This is a genomic window from Nocardioides sp. JQ2195, from assembly GCF_012272695.1.
Lineage (GTDB): Bacteria > Actinomycetota > Actinomycetes > Propionibacteriales > Nocardioidaceae > Nocardioides.
This window is the reverse complement of sequence record NZ_CP050902.1, coordinates 205,125-221,535: the sequence shown is the minus strand read 5'-3', so window position 1 is coordinate 221,535 and position 16,411 is coordinate 205,125. Positions and strand designations below refer to the sequence as shown.

Below are 16,411 nucleotides of genomic sequence, written 5' to 3'. Positions count from 1 at the left end.
GAACCTGTGAGTGCCAACCTGACCCTGATCCTCACCGCGTCGTTCCTGATCGGCTGCGGCGTCTACCTGATCCTCGAGCGCAGCCTGAGCCGGGTGCTGGTCGGCCTGCTGATGCTCGGCAACGGCGTCAACCTGTTGTTCATGGTCTCGGCCGGGCCGGCCGGCAAGCCGCCGATCATCGGCGCGACACCGACCGACGAGATGGCCGACCCGCTGCCCCAGGCCCTGGTGCTGACGGCGATCGTGATCGCGCTGGGCACCACCGCGTTCCTGTTGGCGATGGCCCACCGCAGCTGGCAGCTGAACGGGCACGACGACGTCCAGGACGATGTCGAGGATGCCGCGATCCGCCGTCTGGCCGCCACGGACGACGTGTCCGACAGCCACGAGCTGGCCCACGAGGCCACCGCCGAGGACCGGGCCACCGACGAGGTCTACGAGGAAGAGGGGGCCGAGCAGTGAACCTGACCGCCCTCGTCCCGCTGCCCGTCGTGCTCCCCCTCCTGGGGGCCGGCGCCGCCCTGATGCTCTCCCACCGCCCACGTGCCCAGCGACTGGTCACCATCACGATCCTGACCGCGGTGGTGGTGATCGCCGCGGTCCTGATGGTCGAGGCCGACCGCAACGGGCCGCAGGTGGTCTGGGTCGGCGGCTGGGCCTCGCCGCTCGGCATCGCGCTGGTCGCCGACCGGCTCTCCGCACTGATGCTGCTGGTCTCCGCCGTGGTCACCCTGCTGGTGCTGCTCTACTCACTCGGCCAGGGCATGACCGGCGACTCCCACGAGGCACCGGTCTCGATCTATCACCCGACGTTCCTGGTGCTGGTCGCCGGCGTCTCCAACGCGTTCCTGGCCGGCGACCTCTTCAACCTGTTCGTCAGCTTCGAGATGCTGCTCTTCGCCAGCTACGTGCTGCTCACCCTCGGTGGCACCGGCGCCCGGATCCGGGCCGGCACGATCTACGTGGTGGTCAACATGCTCTCCTCGAGCCTGTTCCTGATCTCGTTGGCCGCGGTCTACGCCGCCACCGGCAGCCTCAACTTCGCCCAGCTCGCCGGACGTCTCGACGAGCTGCCCGACGGCACCGCGCTGATGCTGCAGCTGTTGCTGCTGACCACGTTCGCGATCAAGGCCGCGGTGTTCCCGTTGTCCTTCTGGCTCCCGGACAGCTATCCCACCGCTCCGGCTCCGGTCACGGCGGTGTTCGCCGGGTTGCTGACCAAGGTGGGTGTCTACGCGATCATCCGGGTGCAGGTGCTGCTGTTCCCCGACTCGCCGCTGAGCAGCCTGCTGCTGTGGGCAGCCCTGCTGACCATGGTGATCGGCATCCTCGGCGCCATCGCCCAGTCCGACATCAAGCGGATGCTCTCCTTCACCCTGGTCAGCCACATCGGCTACATGATCTTCGGGATCGGGCTGGCCACCGTCGAAGGCATGTCGGGGGCCATCTTCTACGTCGCCCACCACATCACCATCCAGACCGCACTGTTCCTGGTGGTGGGGTTGATCGAGCGCCGCACCGGCAGCACCGGCCTGATCCGGATGGGCGGGCTGGCCAAGCTCTCCCCGCTGCTGGCCGTGCTCTTCTTCGTGCCGGCGATGAACTTGGCCGGCATCCCGCCGATGTCCGGCTTCATCGGCAAGGTCGGCCTCCTCCAGGCCGGCATCCACGACGGCACCCCGCTGGCCTGGCTGCTGGTCGCCGGCGCCGTGGTGACCAGCCTGCTCACGCTCTACGCGATCGCGAAGACCTGGAGCCTGGCCTTCTGGCGCACCCCCGAGCAGGCGCACGAGATGATGCGCGCCCTGCCCGGGCTCGAGGACGACCTCGACGACGACCAGCGACAGCACGGCATGGTGGTCCACGGCCAGCACGTGCACGTGCACGGCACCGCCTTCGGCACCCGGGACCTGGAGGAGGCCCGGCGGGTGATCGACTCCGACGCGCCCGACCGCGACCTCCACCAGCGGCTCCAGGACGGGAGCCTGCCGTCCCGGCTCCCGCTGTCGATGGTGCTGCCGACCGCCGCCCTCATCGCCTTCTCGCTCGCGCTGACCCTGGTCGCCGGGCCCCTCTACGGCTACACCGACCGGGCTGCTGCCGACCTGCTGGAGCGTACGCCGTACGTCAGCGCGGTCCTGGGGGACGAGCAGTGAGCCCGCACCAGCCGCGGCACAGGCTGCTGCAGCTTCCCGTCCTGGCCTGGCTCACCCTGGTCTGGCTGATGCTGTGGCGCGACTTCTCCCTCGGCAACGCGCTCTTCGGATTCATCGTGGCGGTCATCGTCTGCGTGGTCTTCCCCCTGCCGCGACTCAGGATGAACCTCCACGTGCGTCCGATTCCCCTGCTGTGGCTGGTGGTCAAGTTCCTGGCCGACGTGGTGGTCTCCAGCCTGCAGGTGGCGGTGGCCACCCTGCGGTCGACGAAGAACCTGCGCAACGCGGTGATCGAGGTCGATCTCCGGTCCTCGTCGGACTTCGTGCTCACCGTGGTCGCCGAGATGACCTGCCTGATCCCCGGTTCCCTGGCCGTCGAGGCACGCCGCTCGACGCACACCCTGTTCTTCCACGCCTTCGACGTGAAGGACGTGGACGGCGTGGAGAAGTTCCGGCAACGGGTCCTCGACCAGGAGCGCCGCGTGGTGCGGGCGTTCGGTGCCGAGCTCAGCTGCGTCGAGGATCCCCCAAGGACCACCGCTGCAACTGAAGGAGTCGACCGATGACCGTCGTGCTCATCGTGTGTGCCGCAATGCTGGCCCTGGCCGCCGTCCTCCTGGTGGCCCGGGTGACGATCGGGCCCACCATCCTCGACCGCACCGTCGCGCTCGACGTGCTGATCGCCGTCGGCATCTGCGCGGTCGGCCTGCACGCCGCGGCCAACCGGGACACCTCCACGATCCCGTTGCTGCTGGTGCTGACCCTGCTGGGCTTCGTCGGCTCGGTGGCGGTCGCCCGGTTCACCACGGGCAGTGACGACATCGACAACGGCCGGAAGGAGGGCCGGCGATGAGCTGGACCACCGCCGCGGACGTGATCGCCGCGACCTGCTTCCTGCTCGGCGCCGGCCTGGCCCTGGTCGCCGCGATCGGGGTGCTCCGGCTCCCGGACCTGCTCAGCCGGATGCACGCCGCCACCAAGCCGCAGGTGCTCGGCCTGCTGCTGGTGCTGGCCGGGCTCGGCTTCCGGCTGCGCGACCCGTCATCGATCGGGATCCTGCTGCTGATCGCGCTCTTCGCACTGGTCACCTCCCCGGTGGCCAACCACATGGTGGGCCGGGCCTCGTTCCGCGCCGGGCAGGTCGACCGGGACCGCCTGATCGTCGACGAGCTCAGCGAGGTCCTGCCCACGATCAAGGAACCCCGCGGAGCCCCGTGACCACGTGCGGGTCAGCCGTGGTCGGCTCCCCCGAGGGGGAGCACCAGCTCGGCGGCTCCGTCACTGCTGATCCGCACCGGGACGCCCCAGTCCTGCTGGTGCATCCGGCACGCGGCACCCTCCCCGCCGGCGATGTCGCAGGATGCGGCCCGGGCCGCGACATGGAGCACGCCCTCTCCGACCGCCGGGTCCAGCTCCAGCGTGCGGGACAGGTCCGTCCCGCGTCCGTCGCCACTGCGGATCAGTGAGGCCGGGGTCGCGGTGACGATCAGCTGGCTCGCCGGGCCGAACCGGTCGTCGACCTTCTGTCCGGGGGGCGGGGAGAACGGCGTGCGCAGCTCGAGGCGGTCGCCGACGTCGGTGGTCGGCCGCTGGGTGCGCGCTTCGAACCCGGTGTCGTCTCCGACATCGTCGAGGTCCACCGGGGTGATCCGGTGCGCCGCCGACTCCACGACGTACGCCGTCCCGTCGCGCACCAGCAGCCCGGACGGCTCGCCCCAGCCGGACGAGATGGTGGAGAGCAGGCCGGTTCCCGGGTCGAAGCGGCGCAGCGCGCCGTTGTAGGTGTCGCAGACGCCGATCGCGCCGTCCGGGAGGACGGCCACGCCCAGCGGGTGCTGCAGGCGGGCATCGTCGCGGGCGCCGTCCCTGAAGCCGAAGTCGAAGAGGCCCTGGCCGATCGCGGTGTGCACCCGGCCGTCCTGGATCCAGCGCAGGGAGGAGGTCTCCGAGTCGGTCAGCCACAGCCGGTCGCCGTCGGGCGCCAGCCCGCTGGTCTGCGCGAACCAGGCTTCCTCGAGTGGCCCGTCGACCAGGCCCTCGTTGGTGGTGCCGGCCGCGACCTCGACCGCACCGGTGCGCGGGTCGAAGGTCCACAGCTGGTGGATGCCGGCCATCGCGATCCAGATCCGGTCCTGCCACCACGCCACGTCCCACGGGCTGGAGAGGCGGTCGGTGCCGTCACCCTGGAACCACTGGCGTCCGTCGCCGGCCAACGCCCGCACCTCACCGGTGGCCAGCGTGATCCCGGCGATCCTGTGCGCGACGGTGTCGGCCACCACCACGTCGTACCCGACCTCGGCGGCGACGTCGGGCGGGAGCAGGCACAGGCCGTTGGGCTCACGGAAACCGTCGAGGCGGCGGACGACGTGATCTCGACAGGCTCGATCACCGGGAGAAAGCTCGACGACCTGGTCGTGACCGGCGTCGGCGACCAGCAGGTGGCCGTCGGGCAGGGCCACCACCTTGGCCGGGAACCGCAGGTCGGTGTGCTCCGGCTCGGGTGGGACGTAGGGCGAGTCCCCCGGCTGGAGGGTGCCCTTGGCCCGGTGCTCGCCGATCAGCTGTCGGACCTGCGCCGTGATCGCGTGGGCGTGCCCCTCGCCCGCGTAGTGCGCGACGACGTACCCCTCGGGGTCGATCAGGACCAGCGTCGGCCAGGCCCGGGCCGCGTAGTTTTGCCAGGTGACCAGGTCAGGGTCGTCGAGCACCGGGTGGGCCACGCCGTACCTGTCGACGGCGCTGGCGAGGGCGACCGGGTCGGCCTCGTGGACGAACTTCGGCGAGTGCACGCCGATCACCACGAGCTCGTCGGCGAACTCCTCCTCGACCTCGCGCAGCTCGTCGAGGACGTGCAGGCAGTTGATGCAGCAGAACGTCCAGAAGTCGAGGAGCACGACGCGGCCACGCAGCTCGCGCAGGGTCAGCGCCCCGTCGGTGTTGAGCCAGCCACGGCCCTGGAGCTCCGGCGCGCGGACGCGGGGTGTGGTGCTCATGACTCCAGTGTCCTCCAGCCGCCATGGGACCACCTCGGTAGGCTCGGCCCATGAGCGATGAGAAGCGGTTGGCCGGCTGGATCGACGTGTGGTGGCAGGCCATCGACGACTTCTCCGAGTTGCTGGAGGAGCTCGCCGAGGTCGACTGGGCCAAGCCGACGGACCTGGCCGGCTGGACCGTCCACGACGTGGCCGCCCACACCGCCCACCTCGAGGCGGTGCTCGCCGGCGCCCCCGAGGAGACCATCGACATCGGCGAGCCCGAGCACGTCACCGGACTGATGGGCCTCTACACCGAGCAGGGCGTGGTGGCCCGCCGCGAACGGTCCCCCGACGAGCTGATCAACGAGATCCGTCAGTCGACCACCAAGCGGCGCACCGAGCTGCTCGACGACCCGCCCACGGACGGCACGGCGAAGCCGTCGCTGGTCTTCGGGGGCGTCCCCTGGGACTGGAACACGCTGCTGCGCAACCGTCCCCTCGACGTGTGGATGCACGAGCAGGACATCCGCCGCGCGACCGGTCGCCCCGGGAGCATGGACTCCGTCGCCGCCGAGCACACCACGGACTACATGCTCGACGCCCTCGGCGTGGTCGTCGGCAAGAGGGTCGCCCCGGCCGCTGCCACGACCGTGGTGCTCGCCGTGGCCGGCAGCGACGAGCGCGCGGTCTCGGTCGGCGACGACGGCCGGGCGCACCCGGTCGAGGTGCCGTGGAACCCCACGGTGCGGATCAGCATGGGCCGTGAGGCGTTCATCGTGATGGCCGGCGGACGCCGCGCACCCGAGGGCATCGAGTTCCACGGCGATGCCGCTCTCGGCCAGAAGGTCGTCGACGCCTTCCGGACCACGCCATGAGCTGGGACCTGGCGCAGATGCCCGACCAGTCGGGGCGGACCGTCCTGGTCACCGGCGTCACCAGCGGCCTCGGCACCCAGACCGCTCGGGAGCTGGCCCGGCGTGGGGCTCGGGTGGTGCTGGCCGCACGGAACCCCGAGAAGCTCGCGGCCACCAGGGCCCAGCTGCTCCAGGAGATCCCCGACGCCACGTTCGACGAGCTCGTCGTCGACCTCTCCTCCCTGGTCTCCGTCCGGTCCGCTGCCGAGGATGCGGCCCGCCTCGGTGCCATCGACGTGCTCGTCCACAACGCCGGCGTGATGGCCACGCCGGAACGACGCACCGATGACGGCCTCGACCTGCAGATGGCGACCAACCACTTCGGACCGTTCCTGCTGACCGGGTTGCTGCTGCCCCAGCTGATCGCCTCGGGCAACGCCCGCGTGGTCAGCGTCTCCTCCAACGCCCACCACCTGACCAAGGTCGCCCCGTTGTGGGATCCCCGCGAACGCCGGGGTCGCTACTCACGATGGGTGGTCTACTCACAGTCGAAGCTGGCCAACCTGCTGTTCACCTTCGAGCTCGACCGGCGGGCCCGTGCCGCCGGCATCCCGGTCAGGGCGCTCGCCGCGCATCCCGGGTACGCCGCCACCCACCTGCTCTCCTACGGCCAGACGATGAAGGGCTCCGGCGGCCTGACCAGCATCCTCGATGCCGTGATGAAGGCCGGGGCACAGTCCGCCGAGATGGGCGCCCTGCCCACGCTGATGGCAGCCACGGACGACCTGCCCGGCGGCACCTACTGCGGACCGGGCGGACTGCGCCAGATGCGCGGCCTGCCACGCGTGGTCGGCTCCAACCGGCTCTCCCGCGATGCCGGCACGCAACGCCGGTTCTGGGAGATCAGCGAGGCGACGACCGGCATCACCTACCCGTCCAGGATCGACGGGTCACGGGTCACCGACTGACCGGTCGCGGGTCAGAGGTGACGCCGGGACTGCACCACGCGGAACCGTGGGGCGACATACGCACCGTCGGTGTAGGAGGCGTTGGCCGCCGGGTTCGCGCCGGTGCCGTGGAAGTCGGAGAACGCCGCGGACTGGTTGACGAACACGCCCCCGAGCAGGTTCTCGCTGAGCGCCACGCCGGCATCGAGGGCGGCATCACGCATCGAGTCGATGACACTCTCGTCGGTGGAGTAGACCGCAGCGGTCATCGCGCCGTGACGCTGGACCGTGTCGCGGAACAGGTCGATCGACTGGTCCGTGCCCGAGGTCGAGATCAGGTAGGCGACCGGGCCGAAGCACTCACTCTCGTAGACGTCACTGTCGTCCGCGCCGAGTGCGACCAGCGCCGGCGTGCGCACCCGTGCGTCGTCGTAGGCCGGGTGGACCACCTCCCGCGACGCGACCAGGACGTCACCCTTCTCCCCGACCGCGGCCAACCGCTCGAGCACGCTGTCGTTGACCACACCGCCGAGCAGCTCGACGGCCCGTGCGTCGTCGCCGAGCAGCTTCGCGAGCGCCGCCTCGACACCGGCGGCCACCTCGGCCTGCGACTTGGTGCCCTGGTCCGTCTCGATCCCCCCGGCGGGCAGGTAGAGATTCTGCGGGGCGGTGCACATCTGGCCGGAGTAGAGGGAGAACGAGAACGCGAGGTTCGCGCACATCGCCGCGAAGTCGGAGGTGGAGTCGATCACGATCGTGTTCACGCCGGCCTTCTCGGTGAAGACCGTGGCCTGCCGGGCGTTGAGCTCGAGCCAGTCCCCGAAGGCGTTGCCGCCGGTGAAGTCGATCAGCTTCACGTCGGGGTGGAGGGCGAGGTTCGAGGCGAGCTTGTCGGCCGGGTCCTCGGCCGCGAGCGTCACGAGGTTCACGTCGAAGCCGGCCTCGGTGAGGACCTCTCGGCAGACCTGCACCGTGATCGCGAGCGGCAGCACCGCCTGCGGGTGCGGCTTGACCACCACCGGGTTTCCGGTGACCAGGGACGCGAAGAGACCGGGCCACGAGTTCCAGGTCGGGAAGGTGTTGCAGCCGATCACCAGGGCCACTCCGCGCGGCACGACCGTGAAGGTCTTCTCCATGCGCAGGGGGTCGCTCCCCGGCTTGGGGCCGGGCTTCTCCCAGACCGCCGTCGCCGGCGTGCGGCTCATCTCCGTGTGGGCATAGGCAACCGCCTCGAGCGCGCGGTCGAGGGCATGCGCGCCGCCGGCCTGGAAGGCCATCACGAAGGCCTGGCCGCTGGTGTGCTGCACCGCGTTGGCGAGCTCGAAGATGCGCTGGTGAAGACGGTCGAGGATCTCGAGGCAGACGCCGGTGCGAGCATCGGGCCCGGCGTCGCGCCAGGCCTTCATGCCCTGCTTGGCGGCGCCGAGCAGCGCCTCGACGTCGTGCGCGCGCGGGTAGGACACGCCCAGGTCGAAGCCGTAGGGCGAGCGCTCCGTCGCCACGGTCCCGTCAGCGCCCGGTGTCTCCAGCGGGAAGGCGGAGTCGCGCCACACGTCGAAGTCGGCGCGGCCCTGCGCGGCGGCGTGCTCGCCGTAGACGCGCGGCGACGGCGACTCGTTGAACGCGGAGAAGTACGTGCGGTGGGCGCACGCGTCCTTGGCCTGGTCGAGGCGCTCGGAGTGGCGGGCGAAGAAGTCAGTTTGTGACACCATGCGACAACTCTTGCACACCGCTGTAAGACGACCAACCCGATAGCGTGCGGTCATGCCCACCCTGCGCCCGATCACCGCGGACGACCATGCGTTCGTGCTGGACCTCAACCAGCGCAACGTCGAGCTGCTCTCTCACCTCGACGAGCCGCGGCTCGCCCAGCTGGTGGAGTGGGCCGACCGCGCCGACGTCATCGAGCACGACGGGCGCCGGGCCGGATTCGTGCTCACCTTCGCTCCCGGGACGGACTACGACTCGGAGAACTACGTGTGGTTCGGGGAGCGCTTCGGGGACCGGTTCTACTACCTCGACCGGATCGTCCTCGACGACGGGTTCCGGCGCGCCGGCCTCGGCCGGGCGGCGTACGACGAGCTGGAGCGCCACGCTGCGGCGTACGGCCGGATGGTGCTCGAGGTCAACGTCGAGCCGCCCAACCAGCCGTCGCTCGACTTCCACCACGGCCGCGGCTACGTCGAGCTGGCGCGCCTCGGGGGCGAGAAGCAGGTGGCCCTGATGGCCCTGGGGTTGGACGGCCCGAATCGGGGTAGGAGTGGGGCCGCACCCGGCGCTCAGGACGCCGGTGCTGAGGACGCCGGCGTTCAGGACAGGGGAGACGCGTGAAGAACAAGGTGCTGCTCATCGTGGCGGTCGTGGTGACCCTCGTGGTCGGCGTGGTGGTGCTGCTGGCCATCCTCACCGCCGGGGTGCTGGGCACGGACCCGGGAGCCGGAACCACCTCCGAGGAGCCGGCCACCCAGACCGCGCCACCGAGCGATGACGACCCTCCCGTCTCCGACACCGACCCGAACGACCCGGCATTCAAGGCCGCGGAGAGCGAGACGGTCGAGGACAGCCTCTACCCCAACGTCGGAGACCCGAGCGTCGACTCCCTGCACTACGGCCTGGACCTGACCTGGGACCCTGACGCGAAGGCGCTCTCCGGCACCGCCGAGGTCGCCTTCCGCGCCACCACGACGCAGGGCCAGTTCCAGCTCGACCTGGGCGAGCCCCTCGAGGTCACGTCGGCCACCCTCGACGGCCAGGAGGTCGAGGTCGAGCACACCGGCAAGGACCTCGTGGTGAAGGCGCCGGTCACCGAGGACACCAAGTACCTCCTCGTCGTCGAGTACGAAGGCACCCCGGAGCCCGCGGACGCACCCACGACCCGCAGCGACTTCTCGACCACCGGCTTCACCATCACCGACGACGGCGACGTCTGGACCATGCAGGAGCCCTACGGCGCCTACACCTGGTACCCGGTCAACGACCAGCCGGCCGACAAGGCGTTCTACGACTTCACGATCACCACACCGGCGCCGCGCATGGGCATCGCCAACGGCGAGCTCACCTCGCAGGAGGAGGTCGACGGCAACAGCGTCACCACCTGGCACCTCGACTCCGCTGCGTCGTCCTACCTGGTCACCCTCGCCATCGGGGAGTACGAGAGCACCGAGGCCGAGTCGGCCAGTGGTGTCCCGCTGACCTACTGGACCGAGCCCGGTGACACGCGCGCGCTGAACGCGATGCAGTACACCAGCAAGGCGGTGGACTGGCTGGAGAAGAAGCTCGGTCCCTTCCCGTTCTCGTCGCTCGGCTCGGTGGTCGTCGACTCCGAGAGCGCCATGGAGACCCAGCAGATGATCACCTACGGCAACAGCGACTACACCCTCTCCAAGGACGTCGTGGTCCACGAGATCGCGCACCAGTGGTACGGCGACATCACCTCGCCCAGCGACTGGAAGGACGTGTGGATCAACGAGGGCATGGCGATGTACCTCCAGGGTGTCTTCGAGGCCGAGGACACCGGGCGCAAGGTCGATCGGGTGATGGACGACTGGGCGCTCTACGAGAAGCAGTACCGCGCCACGGCGGGCCCGCCCGGCAACTACGACCCGCGCACCTTCGGCGAGAGCAACATCTACTACGGCCCGGCGCTGATGTGGCACGAGCTGCGCAAGAGGATCGGCGACGAGAAGTTCTGGGCGATGGTGAGGAAGTGGCCGACCGTCCACGAGCAGGGCAACCCGACCCGCGAGGAATACCTCGACTGGATCGAGCAGGAGACCGGCGAGGAGCTCTCGGCCTTCTTCGACGCCTGGCTGATGGGGTCGAAGACACCCCGGCGCAGCTGATCTGCTGACAGCGGAACCCGGCCGGTCTCCCTTGCGGGAGGCCGGCCGGGTCGCTTTGCTGGGGGCATGAAGCTCCTGGTGCTCGGCGGAACGGTCTTCCTCTCCCGAGCGGTCGCGGCCGAGGCGGTGGCCCGAGGGCACGAGGTCACGTGTGCCTGCCGGGGCGCCTCCGGCCCGGTCCCGGAGGGTGCCCGACACGTCGTGCTCGACCGGTCGGCGCCCGACTGGGGTCCGCTCGACGTGGACGCCGACGCGGTCGTCGACGTCGCTCGCCACCCGGGACGGGTCCGCGACGCGGTGGCCCGCTTCCCCGATGCCCACTGGGTCTTCGTGTCCACGGTGAGCGTCTACTCCGACGACTCCGTCCCCGGCGGGACGCCCGACACGGTGCCCGTGCACGACCCGATCACCACCGACGAGGACCTCGCCGAGAACCCCTCGGCCTACGGACCGATGAAGGTCGCCTGCGAGCAGGTGGTCCTCGACGGCACCCGGTCACCGACGATCGTCCGGGCCGGCCTCATCGTGGGGCCGGGCGACCCGAGCGGTCGATTCACCTACTGGCCCGACAGGGTCGCCGACGGAGGTGAGGTGCTCGCTCCCGGCTCACCCGACGACCCGGTGCAGCTGATCGACGTCCGTGACCTGGCCGCGTGGATCGTGACGTGCGCCGAGCGACGCACCGGTGGCGTCCTGGACGGCACGGGGCGCGCGACCAGCCGGCGCGAGTTCCTCGACGAGGTGGCCCGAGGAGTCGGCGTCCAGCCGCGGTGGACCTGGGTCTCGCAGGAACGTCTGGCCGAGGAGGGGGTCGCCCCCTGGTCCGGCCCCCGGTCGCTGCCGCTGTGGGTCCCACTCCCGGAGTACGCCGGGCACATGTCACGTGACGTGGACGCGTCGTACGCCGCCGGGCTGGTCACCCGCCCGCTGGCCGACACCGCGCGTGACACGCTGGCTTGGCTCCGGGCGACACCGGGGGCCACCCGCACCGGTCTCACGCAGGCGGACGAGGCCAGCCTGCTGAGCGGCCGGACGGAGCCGGGCACACCCCGGGGTGGCTCAGGCGCGGGTCATCATGGCTGAGCACGGCGCGGTGCGGGTCTGGGCGTCGTACCTCACCCGACAGCTCGCGCAGTAGACCTCGAGCACCTCGATCCGGGTGGAGGCCGGCAGCACGTGCCGGCCCGTCCGCGCGGCGTGCTCCGCCCTGCCGGTGTTGCCCGCCCCCATGCCCACCAAGGCGGCGCCGACCCACTGATGACCCTTCATGACTGGTCCCCCCAGATTTCGCAGCTCTTATTGACACAACTCATTTTCGTTTCAATGATGGGTGGATGGCAATAGCCCGACCGGGCCATCCGGTCCCCCACACCGATCCGACCACCCCGTCGCCGCCGCGGCGCCGACGGGCCGAGGTGCTCGCCTGCCTGAAGGCCTCCGCCAGCCCCGTCCCCGTGGCGGAGGTCGCGCAGCGGACCGGCCTGCACGTCAACACCGCACGCTTCCACCTCGACCGCCTGGTCGAGGACGGGCTGGCCCAGCGAGAGTCCGAGCAGGCAGAGGCGCCCGGCCGCCCTCGGATCCTCTACTCGCACGGTGCAGCGGAACCGGGCCCGCGCAGCTACCGGCTGCTGACCGACATGCTGGCGGGGCTGGTCGCCGCACTCGACCCCGACGGGTCAGCGGCCGCCTCGGCCGGCCGGACCTGGGGGCACCGGCTCGCGGCCGACCAGGAGGCACTGGGTGGTGGCACAGCCCTCGCCCGGCTCGACACCGTGCTGGAACAGGTCGGCTTCGCGCAGACTCGTCATCACGACGCTGGAGGGTCCGAGATGCGGATCCACCACTGCCCCTTCATCGAGGTGGCCGAGCAGCGGCCCGACGTCGTCTGCACCCTTCACCTCGGGCTGCTGCGTGGAGTGGCGGAGGAGCTGGCCGCTCCGGTCGACGTCACGGGTCTCCACCCCTTCGCCCGCCCCGGCCTGTGCGTCGCGAGCCTGCGGGACACCGCGACCCGCGATCCGGCCCCGCCCACCCCACCCGCGGCCGTGCCCTAGCCTTCACGAGTGACCTCGACACGTCTCTCCGCACACCAGCTGATCCACCTCGTCCTCGACGACGGGTCGTGGGCCTCGTGGGACACGGCACCCGCACGTCGCGACGTCAGTGACGACTACGCGGCACAGCTGGCGGCCGCTGCCGACAAGGCGGGCACCGACGAGTCCGTGATCACCGGCGAGGGACGACTGCGCGGCAGGCGGGTGGCGCTCCTCGTCGGCGAGTTCGGCTTCCTGGCCGGCTCGATCGGCCGGGACGCCGCCGACCGCCTGGTCGCGGGCATCGAGCGCGCCACCGCGGAGGGCCTTCCCCTGCTGGCGGCACCGATCAGCGGCGGGACGCGGATGCAGGAAGGCACGCCGGCATTCGTCCAGATGGTGCGGATCAGTGCCGCGATCGCCCAGCACAAGGAGGCCGGCCTCCCCTACCTGGTCTACCTGCGGAACCCGACCACCGGTGGAGTGATGGCCTCGTGGGGATCGCTGGGCCACGTCACCGTCGCCGAGCCCGGGGCACTCACCGGCTTCCTGGGTCCGAGGGTCTACGAGGCGCTCTACGGCAAGGCGTTCCCCGACGACGTGCAGACCGCGGAGAACCTCTACGCGCGCGGCATCATCGACGCGGTCCTGCCACCCGAGGCCCTGGCCGACATCGTGGACCGCGCGCTCAACATCCTGGCACCGCGCCACGGCATCTCCACGGTCGCCGCGCCCGCCGTCGACGAGATCCCCGACGTGGACACCTGGGACGCCATCACCCGCTCGCGCAACCCGGAGCGCCCCGGCGTACGCCGCCTGCTGAAGTTTGCGGCCACCGACGTGGTTCCCCTCAACGGCACCGGCCAGGGCGAGGCCGACCCGGGCCTGCTGATCGCGCTGGCCCGCTTCGGCGAGGCACCCTGCGTGTTCCTCGGCCAGGACCGGCGCGGCCAGACCACCGACCACCCGATGGGGCCCGGCGCGCTGCGCGAGGCACGCCGGGGCATGCGCCTGGCGGTGGAGCTCGGGCTGCCGCTGGTGACCGTCATCGACACTCAGGGCGCCGCCCTCTCCAAGGAGGCGGAGGAGGGTGGCCTCGCCGGCGAGATCGCCCGGTGCCTGGCCGACCTGGTCACGCTCGGGGCACCGACGTTGTGCCTGATGCTCGGTGAGGGCAACGGCGGCGGGGCGCTCGCGTTCCTGCCCGCCGACCGGGTGATCGCCGCCCAGCACGCCTGGCTCTCCCCGCTCCCGCCCGAGGGTGCCAGCGCGATCGTGCACCGCGACGTCGCGCACGCACCCGAGATGGCGCGGGCCCAACAGGTGCACGTGTCCGGGCTGCTCGAGCGCGGCGTGGTCGATCGCATCGTCGCGGAGAAGCCCGACGCGGCCGAGGAGCCCGAGACGTTCTGCCGCCGCATGGGCGGCGTGCTCGAGTTCGAGCTGGCCCAGCTGTTGGAGAGCGGTCCCGGATCGACCGCCGCGCGGACGGCTCGCTACCTGTGAGGAGCTACGCCGTCACCGGCGCCGCCTCGGGCATCGGCGCGGCCACGACCGCTCTCCTGCGCCAGCAGGGGAACCGGGTGATCACCGTGGACCTGCGTGGGGCCGACGTGGTCGCCGACCTGTCCACGGAGTCGGGGCGCGCGGAAGCCGTGGCCGGCGTACGCGAGCTGACCGACGTGCTGCACGGTGTGGTGCCGTGTGCGGGCATCGCCGGCCTGACCGGGACCGACCCTGCGCTGGTGGTGTCGGTCAACCACTTCGGAGCGGTCGCGTTCGTCACCGGCCTGCGTGAGCAGCTCGCGGCGGCGGAGGCCTCGTCGGTGGTGCTGCTCGCCTCGAACTCGGTGACCTGCCAGCCCGGTTGGGAGACCGCGGTCGCCGACCGGTGCCTGGCCGGCGACGAGGCCGGCGCCCGGTCCGTGGCCACCGCGACCGAGGCGGTGCAGGTCTATCCGGCCACCAAGGCGGCACTCGCCTGGTGGGCCAGGCGCGAGGGGGTCCGGCCCGAGTGGATCGGCGCCGGCATCCGGATCAACGCCGTGGCCCCGGGTCTGGTCACCACCGCGATGACCGAGGAGCTGCGCGCCGATCCCGAGCTCGGGGTCTTCGCCGACTCCTATCCCTCGGCCATCGGCCGTCCCGGACGAGCCGAGGAGGTCGCCGCCACCATCGCGTTCCTGCTCTCCGACGCGGCGTCACTGGTCGTGGGTTCGGTGCTCTTCGTCGACGGAGGCACCGACGCGATCCTGCGCCCGGTGGCACCCGTCCGCATCGGCTGAGTCACCAGCGGTTGCGGGCACCTTCGGCCCACCCGGTCAGCCAGGTCAGACGGCGGCGACCGCGTCCCTGAAGTCGGCGGCGCTGGCGAAGCGAGCGACGGGGTCCTTGGCCAGGGCCCGCGCCAGGACGGCGTTGAGCCGGTCGACCTCCCGGCCGTTCCCGACGAGCACCGGGACCGGCGCCGCGATGTGTGCGGTCATCAGCTGGTAGTCACCCGTGCTCCATGCGTACGGCGCCTCGCCGACGAGCACCGCCCACAGCAGGCAACCGAGTGCGTAGACGTCACTGGCTGCGCTGGCCTCCACGCCGTGGTGCAGCTCCGGAGCCATGTAGGACGCCGTCCCCAGCATGCCCGCGGTCTCGGTCAGGTCGGAGTCGGGCGTGCGGGCAATGCCGAAGTCGGCGACGAGGACCCTGATTCGACCACCTGTGCGGTCGAGCAGGATGTTGGCGGGCTTGATGTCACGGTGCACCAGTCCCACGGCGTGGGCGTCGGCCACGCCGGCCGCAACCTGGCGGACGAGGTCCAGGGCCACGGCCAGTGGCGGCGTCCCGTCGGCCCGCAGCACAGCCGCCAGGTCGCCGCCCGCGATGAGCTGGGTGGCCGTCCAGAGCAGGCCCTCGTGCTCGCCGTGGGCGAGGACCTGCACGACGTACGGCGACTGCACGGACGCCTGCACCCGGGCCTCGCGGGCGAAGCGGGCCCGCATCACCGGGTCGACGGCGTGGCGTCCGGACATCACCTTGAGGGCGACGGGCCGGTCCAGCGAGAGCTGCGTGGCCTCGTGGACGACTCCCATCCCGCCGTACCCGAGGGTGCGCTCGATGCGGAAGTCACCGACCACCGAGCCGGGGCCGAGTGACGAGACACCCCGTGCGGCCGGCCGTGACGGACCGGTCGCGCGCGAGGAGGAGGCACGGGTCGAGGACATGGCTCCACCCTCGCCGGACGGGTGACCCCGCGGATCCGTACAGGTACTCAGATGTGGGTGGGTACTCACCCACCGAGCGGTGCTGGTCACAGTCCGTGACAGACGGCTCGGCGGCGGCCCGCTCGGTCAGCTGATCGGCCTGGGCCTGGTCACCGGCAGCCCGTTCCTGGAGAAGATGCGCGAGGGTGGCTCGGCGGTGCCGGGGATCCGCTGCACCCACGTCGTCCTCCAGGACCACTGCGCACTCGACTTCTCGGAGCACGTGCAGATCCCGTCCAGCCCCAACGCCGTGCGCCTGGTGCTGCCGCTGAACGGCTTCGTCCTCGGCACGTAGGGCGCCGGACGCCAACGACGTGTGGGTTCCGACGTACTCGGTACGTCGG

Annotated in this window: 18 protein-coding genes; 14 read left to right on the top strand and 4 right to left on the bottom strand. The window is 71.2% G+C overall.

What is annotated here, in order from left to right:
• Positions 1-6: 6 nt before the first annotated feature.
• Genes ncot_RS01065 through mnhG form a run of 5 tightly spaced genes read left to right on the top strand, consistent with a single transcriptional unit; the run spans position 7 to position 3,374 of the window.
• Positions 7-462, top strand: coding sequence for a Na(+)/H(+) antiporter subunit C (locus ncot_RS01065; protein ID WP_168615934.1), 456 nt, complete (start codon positions 7-9; stop codon positions 460-462).
• Entirely contained in the window at positions 459-2,156 is a 1,698-nt protein-coding gene (locus ncot_RS01060; RefSeq protein WP_240938012.1) for a Na+/H+ antiporter subunit D, read from the top strand. The genes ncot_RS01065 and ncot_RS01060 overlap by 4 nt, the downstream gene beginning before the upstream one ends.
• Entirely contained in the window at positions 2,153-2,722 is a 570-nt protein-coding gene (locus ncot_RS01055; protein WP_168615933.1) for a Na+/H+ antiporter subunit E, read from the top strand. The genes ncot_RS01060 and ncot_RS01055 overlap by 4 nt, the downstream gene beginning before the upstream one ends.
• Positions 2,719-3,009: a monovalent cation/H+ antiporter complex subunit F gene (locus tag ncot_RS01050; RefSeq protein ID WP_168615932.1), complete on the top strand. Its 291-nt coding sequence runs from the start codon at positions 2,719-2,721 to the stop codon at positions 3,007-3,009. The genes ncot_RS01055 and ncot_RS01050 overlap by 4 nt, the downstream gene beginning before the upstream one ends.
• Positions 3,006-3,374, top strand: coding sequence for a monovalent cation/H(+) antiporter subunit G (gene mnhG / locus ncot_RS01045; RefSeq protein WP_168615931.1), 369 nt, complete (start codon positions 3,006-3,008; stop codon positions 3,372-3,374). The genes ncot_RS01050 and mnhG overlap by 4 nt, the downstream gene beginning before the upstream one ends.
• A gap of 11 nt (positions 3,375-3,385) precedes the next feature.
• Here the strand turns inward: mnhG and ncot_RS01040 are convergent, their stop codons facing one another.
• Entirely contained in the window at positions 3,386-5,149 is a 1,764-nt protein-coding gene (locus tag ncot_RS01040; protein WP_168615930.1) for a thioredoxin-like domain-containing protein, read from the bottom strand.
• 50 nt (positions 5,150-5,199) lie between these two features.
• Here ncot_RS01040 and ncot_RS01035 point away from each other — a divergent pair, with 50 nt between their 5' ends.
• Together ncot_RS01035 and ncot_RS01030 are read left to right on the top strand one after the other, a co-directional pair.
• Positions 5,200-6,006 (top strand): maleylpyruvate isomerase family mycothiol-dependent enzyme, encoded by an 807-nt coding sequence (locus ncot_RS01035; protein ID WP_168615929.1) that lies wholly within the window; start codon positions 5,200-5,202, stop codon positions 6,004-6,006.
• Positions 6,003-6,953, top strand: a complete 951-nt coding sequence (locus ncot_RS01030) for an oxidoreductase (protein WP_168615928.1) — start codon at positions 6,003-6,005, stop codon at positions 6,951-6,953. Before ncot_RS01035 ends, ncot_RS01030 begins: the two co-directional genes overlap by 4 nt.
• Before the next feature lie 11 nt (positions 6,954-6,964).
• On the opposite strand, the gene paaN is transcribed toward ncot_RS01030, so the two are convergent.
• A complete protein-coding gene (gene paaN / locus ncot_RS01025; RefSeq protein ID WP_168615927.1) occupies positions 6,965-8,644 on the bottom strand; it encodes a phenylacetic acid degradation protein PaaN in 1,680 nt (559 codons plus the stop codon).
• Between the two features lie 52 nt (positions 8,645-8,696).
• Between paaN and ncot_RS01020 the strand changes: the two genes are divergently transcribed.
• The 3 genes from ncot_RS01020 (at position 8,697) to ncot_RS01010 (ending at position 11,857) form a co-directional block, all read left to right on the top strand.
• Positions 8,697-9,263 (top strand): GNAT family N-acetyltransferase, encoded by a 567-nt coding sequence (locus ncot_RS01020; protein WP_168615926.1) that lies wholly within the window; start codon positions 8,697-8,699, stop codon positions 9,261-9,263.
• Positions 9,260-10,774 carry a M1 family metallopeptidase gene (locus ncot_RS01015; protein ID WP_168615925.1) on the top strand — a complete coding sequence of 505 codons (1,515 nt, stop codon included), beginning with the start codon at positions 9,260-9,262 and terminating at the stop codon, positions 10,772-10,774. Before ncot_RS01020 ends, ncot_RS01015 begins: the two co-directional genes overlap by 4 nt.
• 66 nt (positions 10,775-10,840) lie before the next feature.
• The gene (locus tag ncot_RS01010) at positions 10,841-11,857 is read left to right on the top strand and encodes an NAD-dependent epimerase/dehydratase family protein (protein WP_168615924.1); all 1,017 of its coding nucleotides are present in this window, start codon (positions 10,841-10,843) and stop codon (positions 11,855-11,857) included.
• Here ncot_RS01010 and ncot_RS01005 read toward each other — a convergent pair.
• The gene (locus ncot_RS01005; RefSeq protein ID WP_168615923.1) at positions 11,834-12,043 is read right to left on the bottom strand and encodes a hypothetical protein; all 210 of its coding nucleotides are present in this window, start codon (positions 12,041-12,043) and stop codon (positions 11,834-11,836) included. The genes ncot_RS01010 and ncot_RS01005 overlap by 24 nt on opposite strands.
• A 65-nt stretch (positions 12,044-12,108) precedes the next feature.
• Between ncot_RS01005 and ncot_RS01000 the strand changes: the two genes are divergently transcribed.
• From ncot_RS01000 to ncot_RS00990, 3 genes are read left to right on the top strand one after another with little or no spacing between them, the layout of a single operon-like run.
• Entirely contained in the window at positions 12,109-12,831 is a 723-nt protein-coding gene (locus ncot_RS01000; protein WP_168615922.1) for a helix-turn-helix domain-containing protein, read from the top strand.
• A 9-nt stretch (positions 12,832-12,840) separates the two neighbouring features.
• Positions 12,841-14,316, top strand: coding sequence for a carboxyl transferase domain-containing protein (locus ncot_RS00995; protein ID WP_168615921.1), 1,476 nt, complete (start codon positions 12,841-12,843; stop codon positions 14,314-14,316).
• Positions 14,313-15,095: an SDR family oxidoreductase gene (locus ncot_RS00990; protein ID WP_168615920.1), complete on the top strand. Its 783-nt coding sequence runs from the start codon at positions 14,313-14,315 to the stop codon at positions 15,093-15,095. Before ncot_RS00995 ends, ncot_RS00990 begins: the two co-directional genes overlap by 4 nt.
• A 45-nt stretch (positions 15,096-15,140) precedes the next feature.
• Here ncot_RS00990 and ncot_RS00985 read toward each other — a convergent pair whose 3' ends face one another.
• A complete protein-coding gene (locus ncot_RS00985; protein WP_168615919.1) occupies positions 15,141-16,028 on the bottom strand; it encodes a serine/threonine-protein kinase in 888 nt (295 codons plus the stop codon).
• 79 nt (positions 16,029-16,107) lie between these two features.
• On the opposite strand from ncot_RS00985, the gene ncot_RS00980 reads away from it, so the two are divergent.
• The gene (locus tag ncot_RS00980) at positions 16,108-16,362 is read left to right on the top strand and encodes a hypothetical protein (protein ID WP_168615918.1); all 255 of its coding nucleotides are present in this window, start codon (positions 16,108-16,110) and stop codon (positions 16,360-16,362) included.
• Positions 16,363-16,411 lie beyond the last annotated feature (49 nt).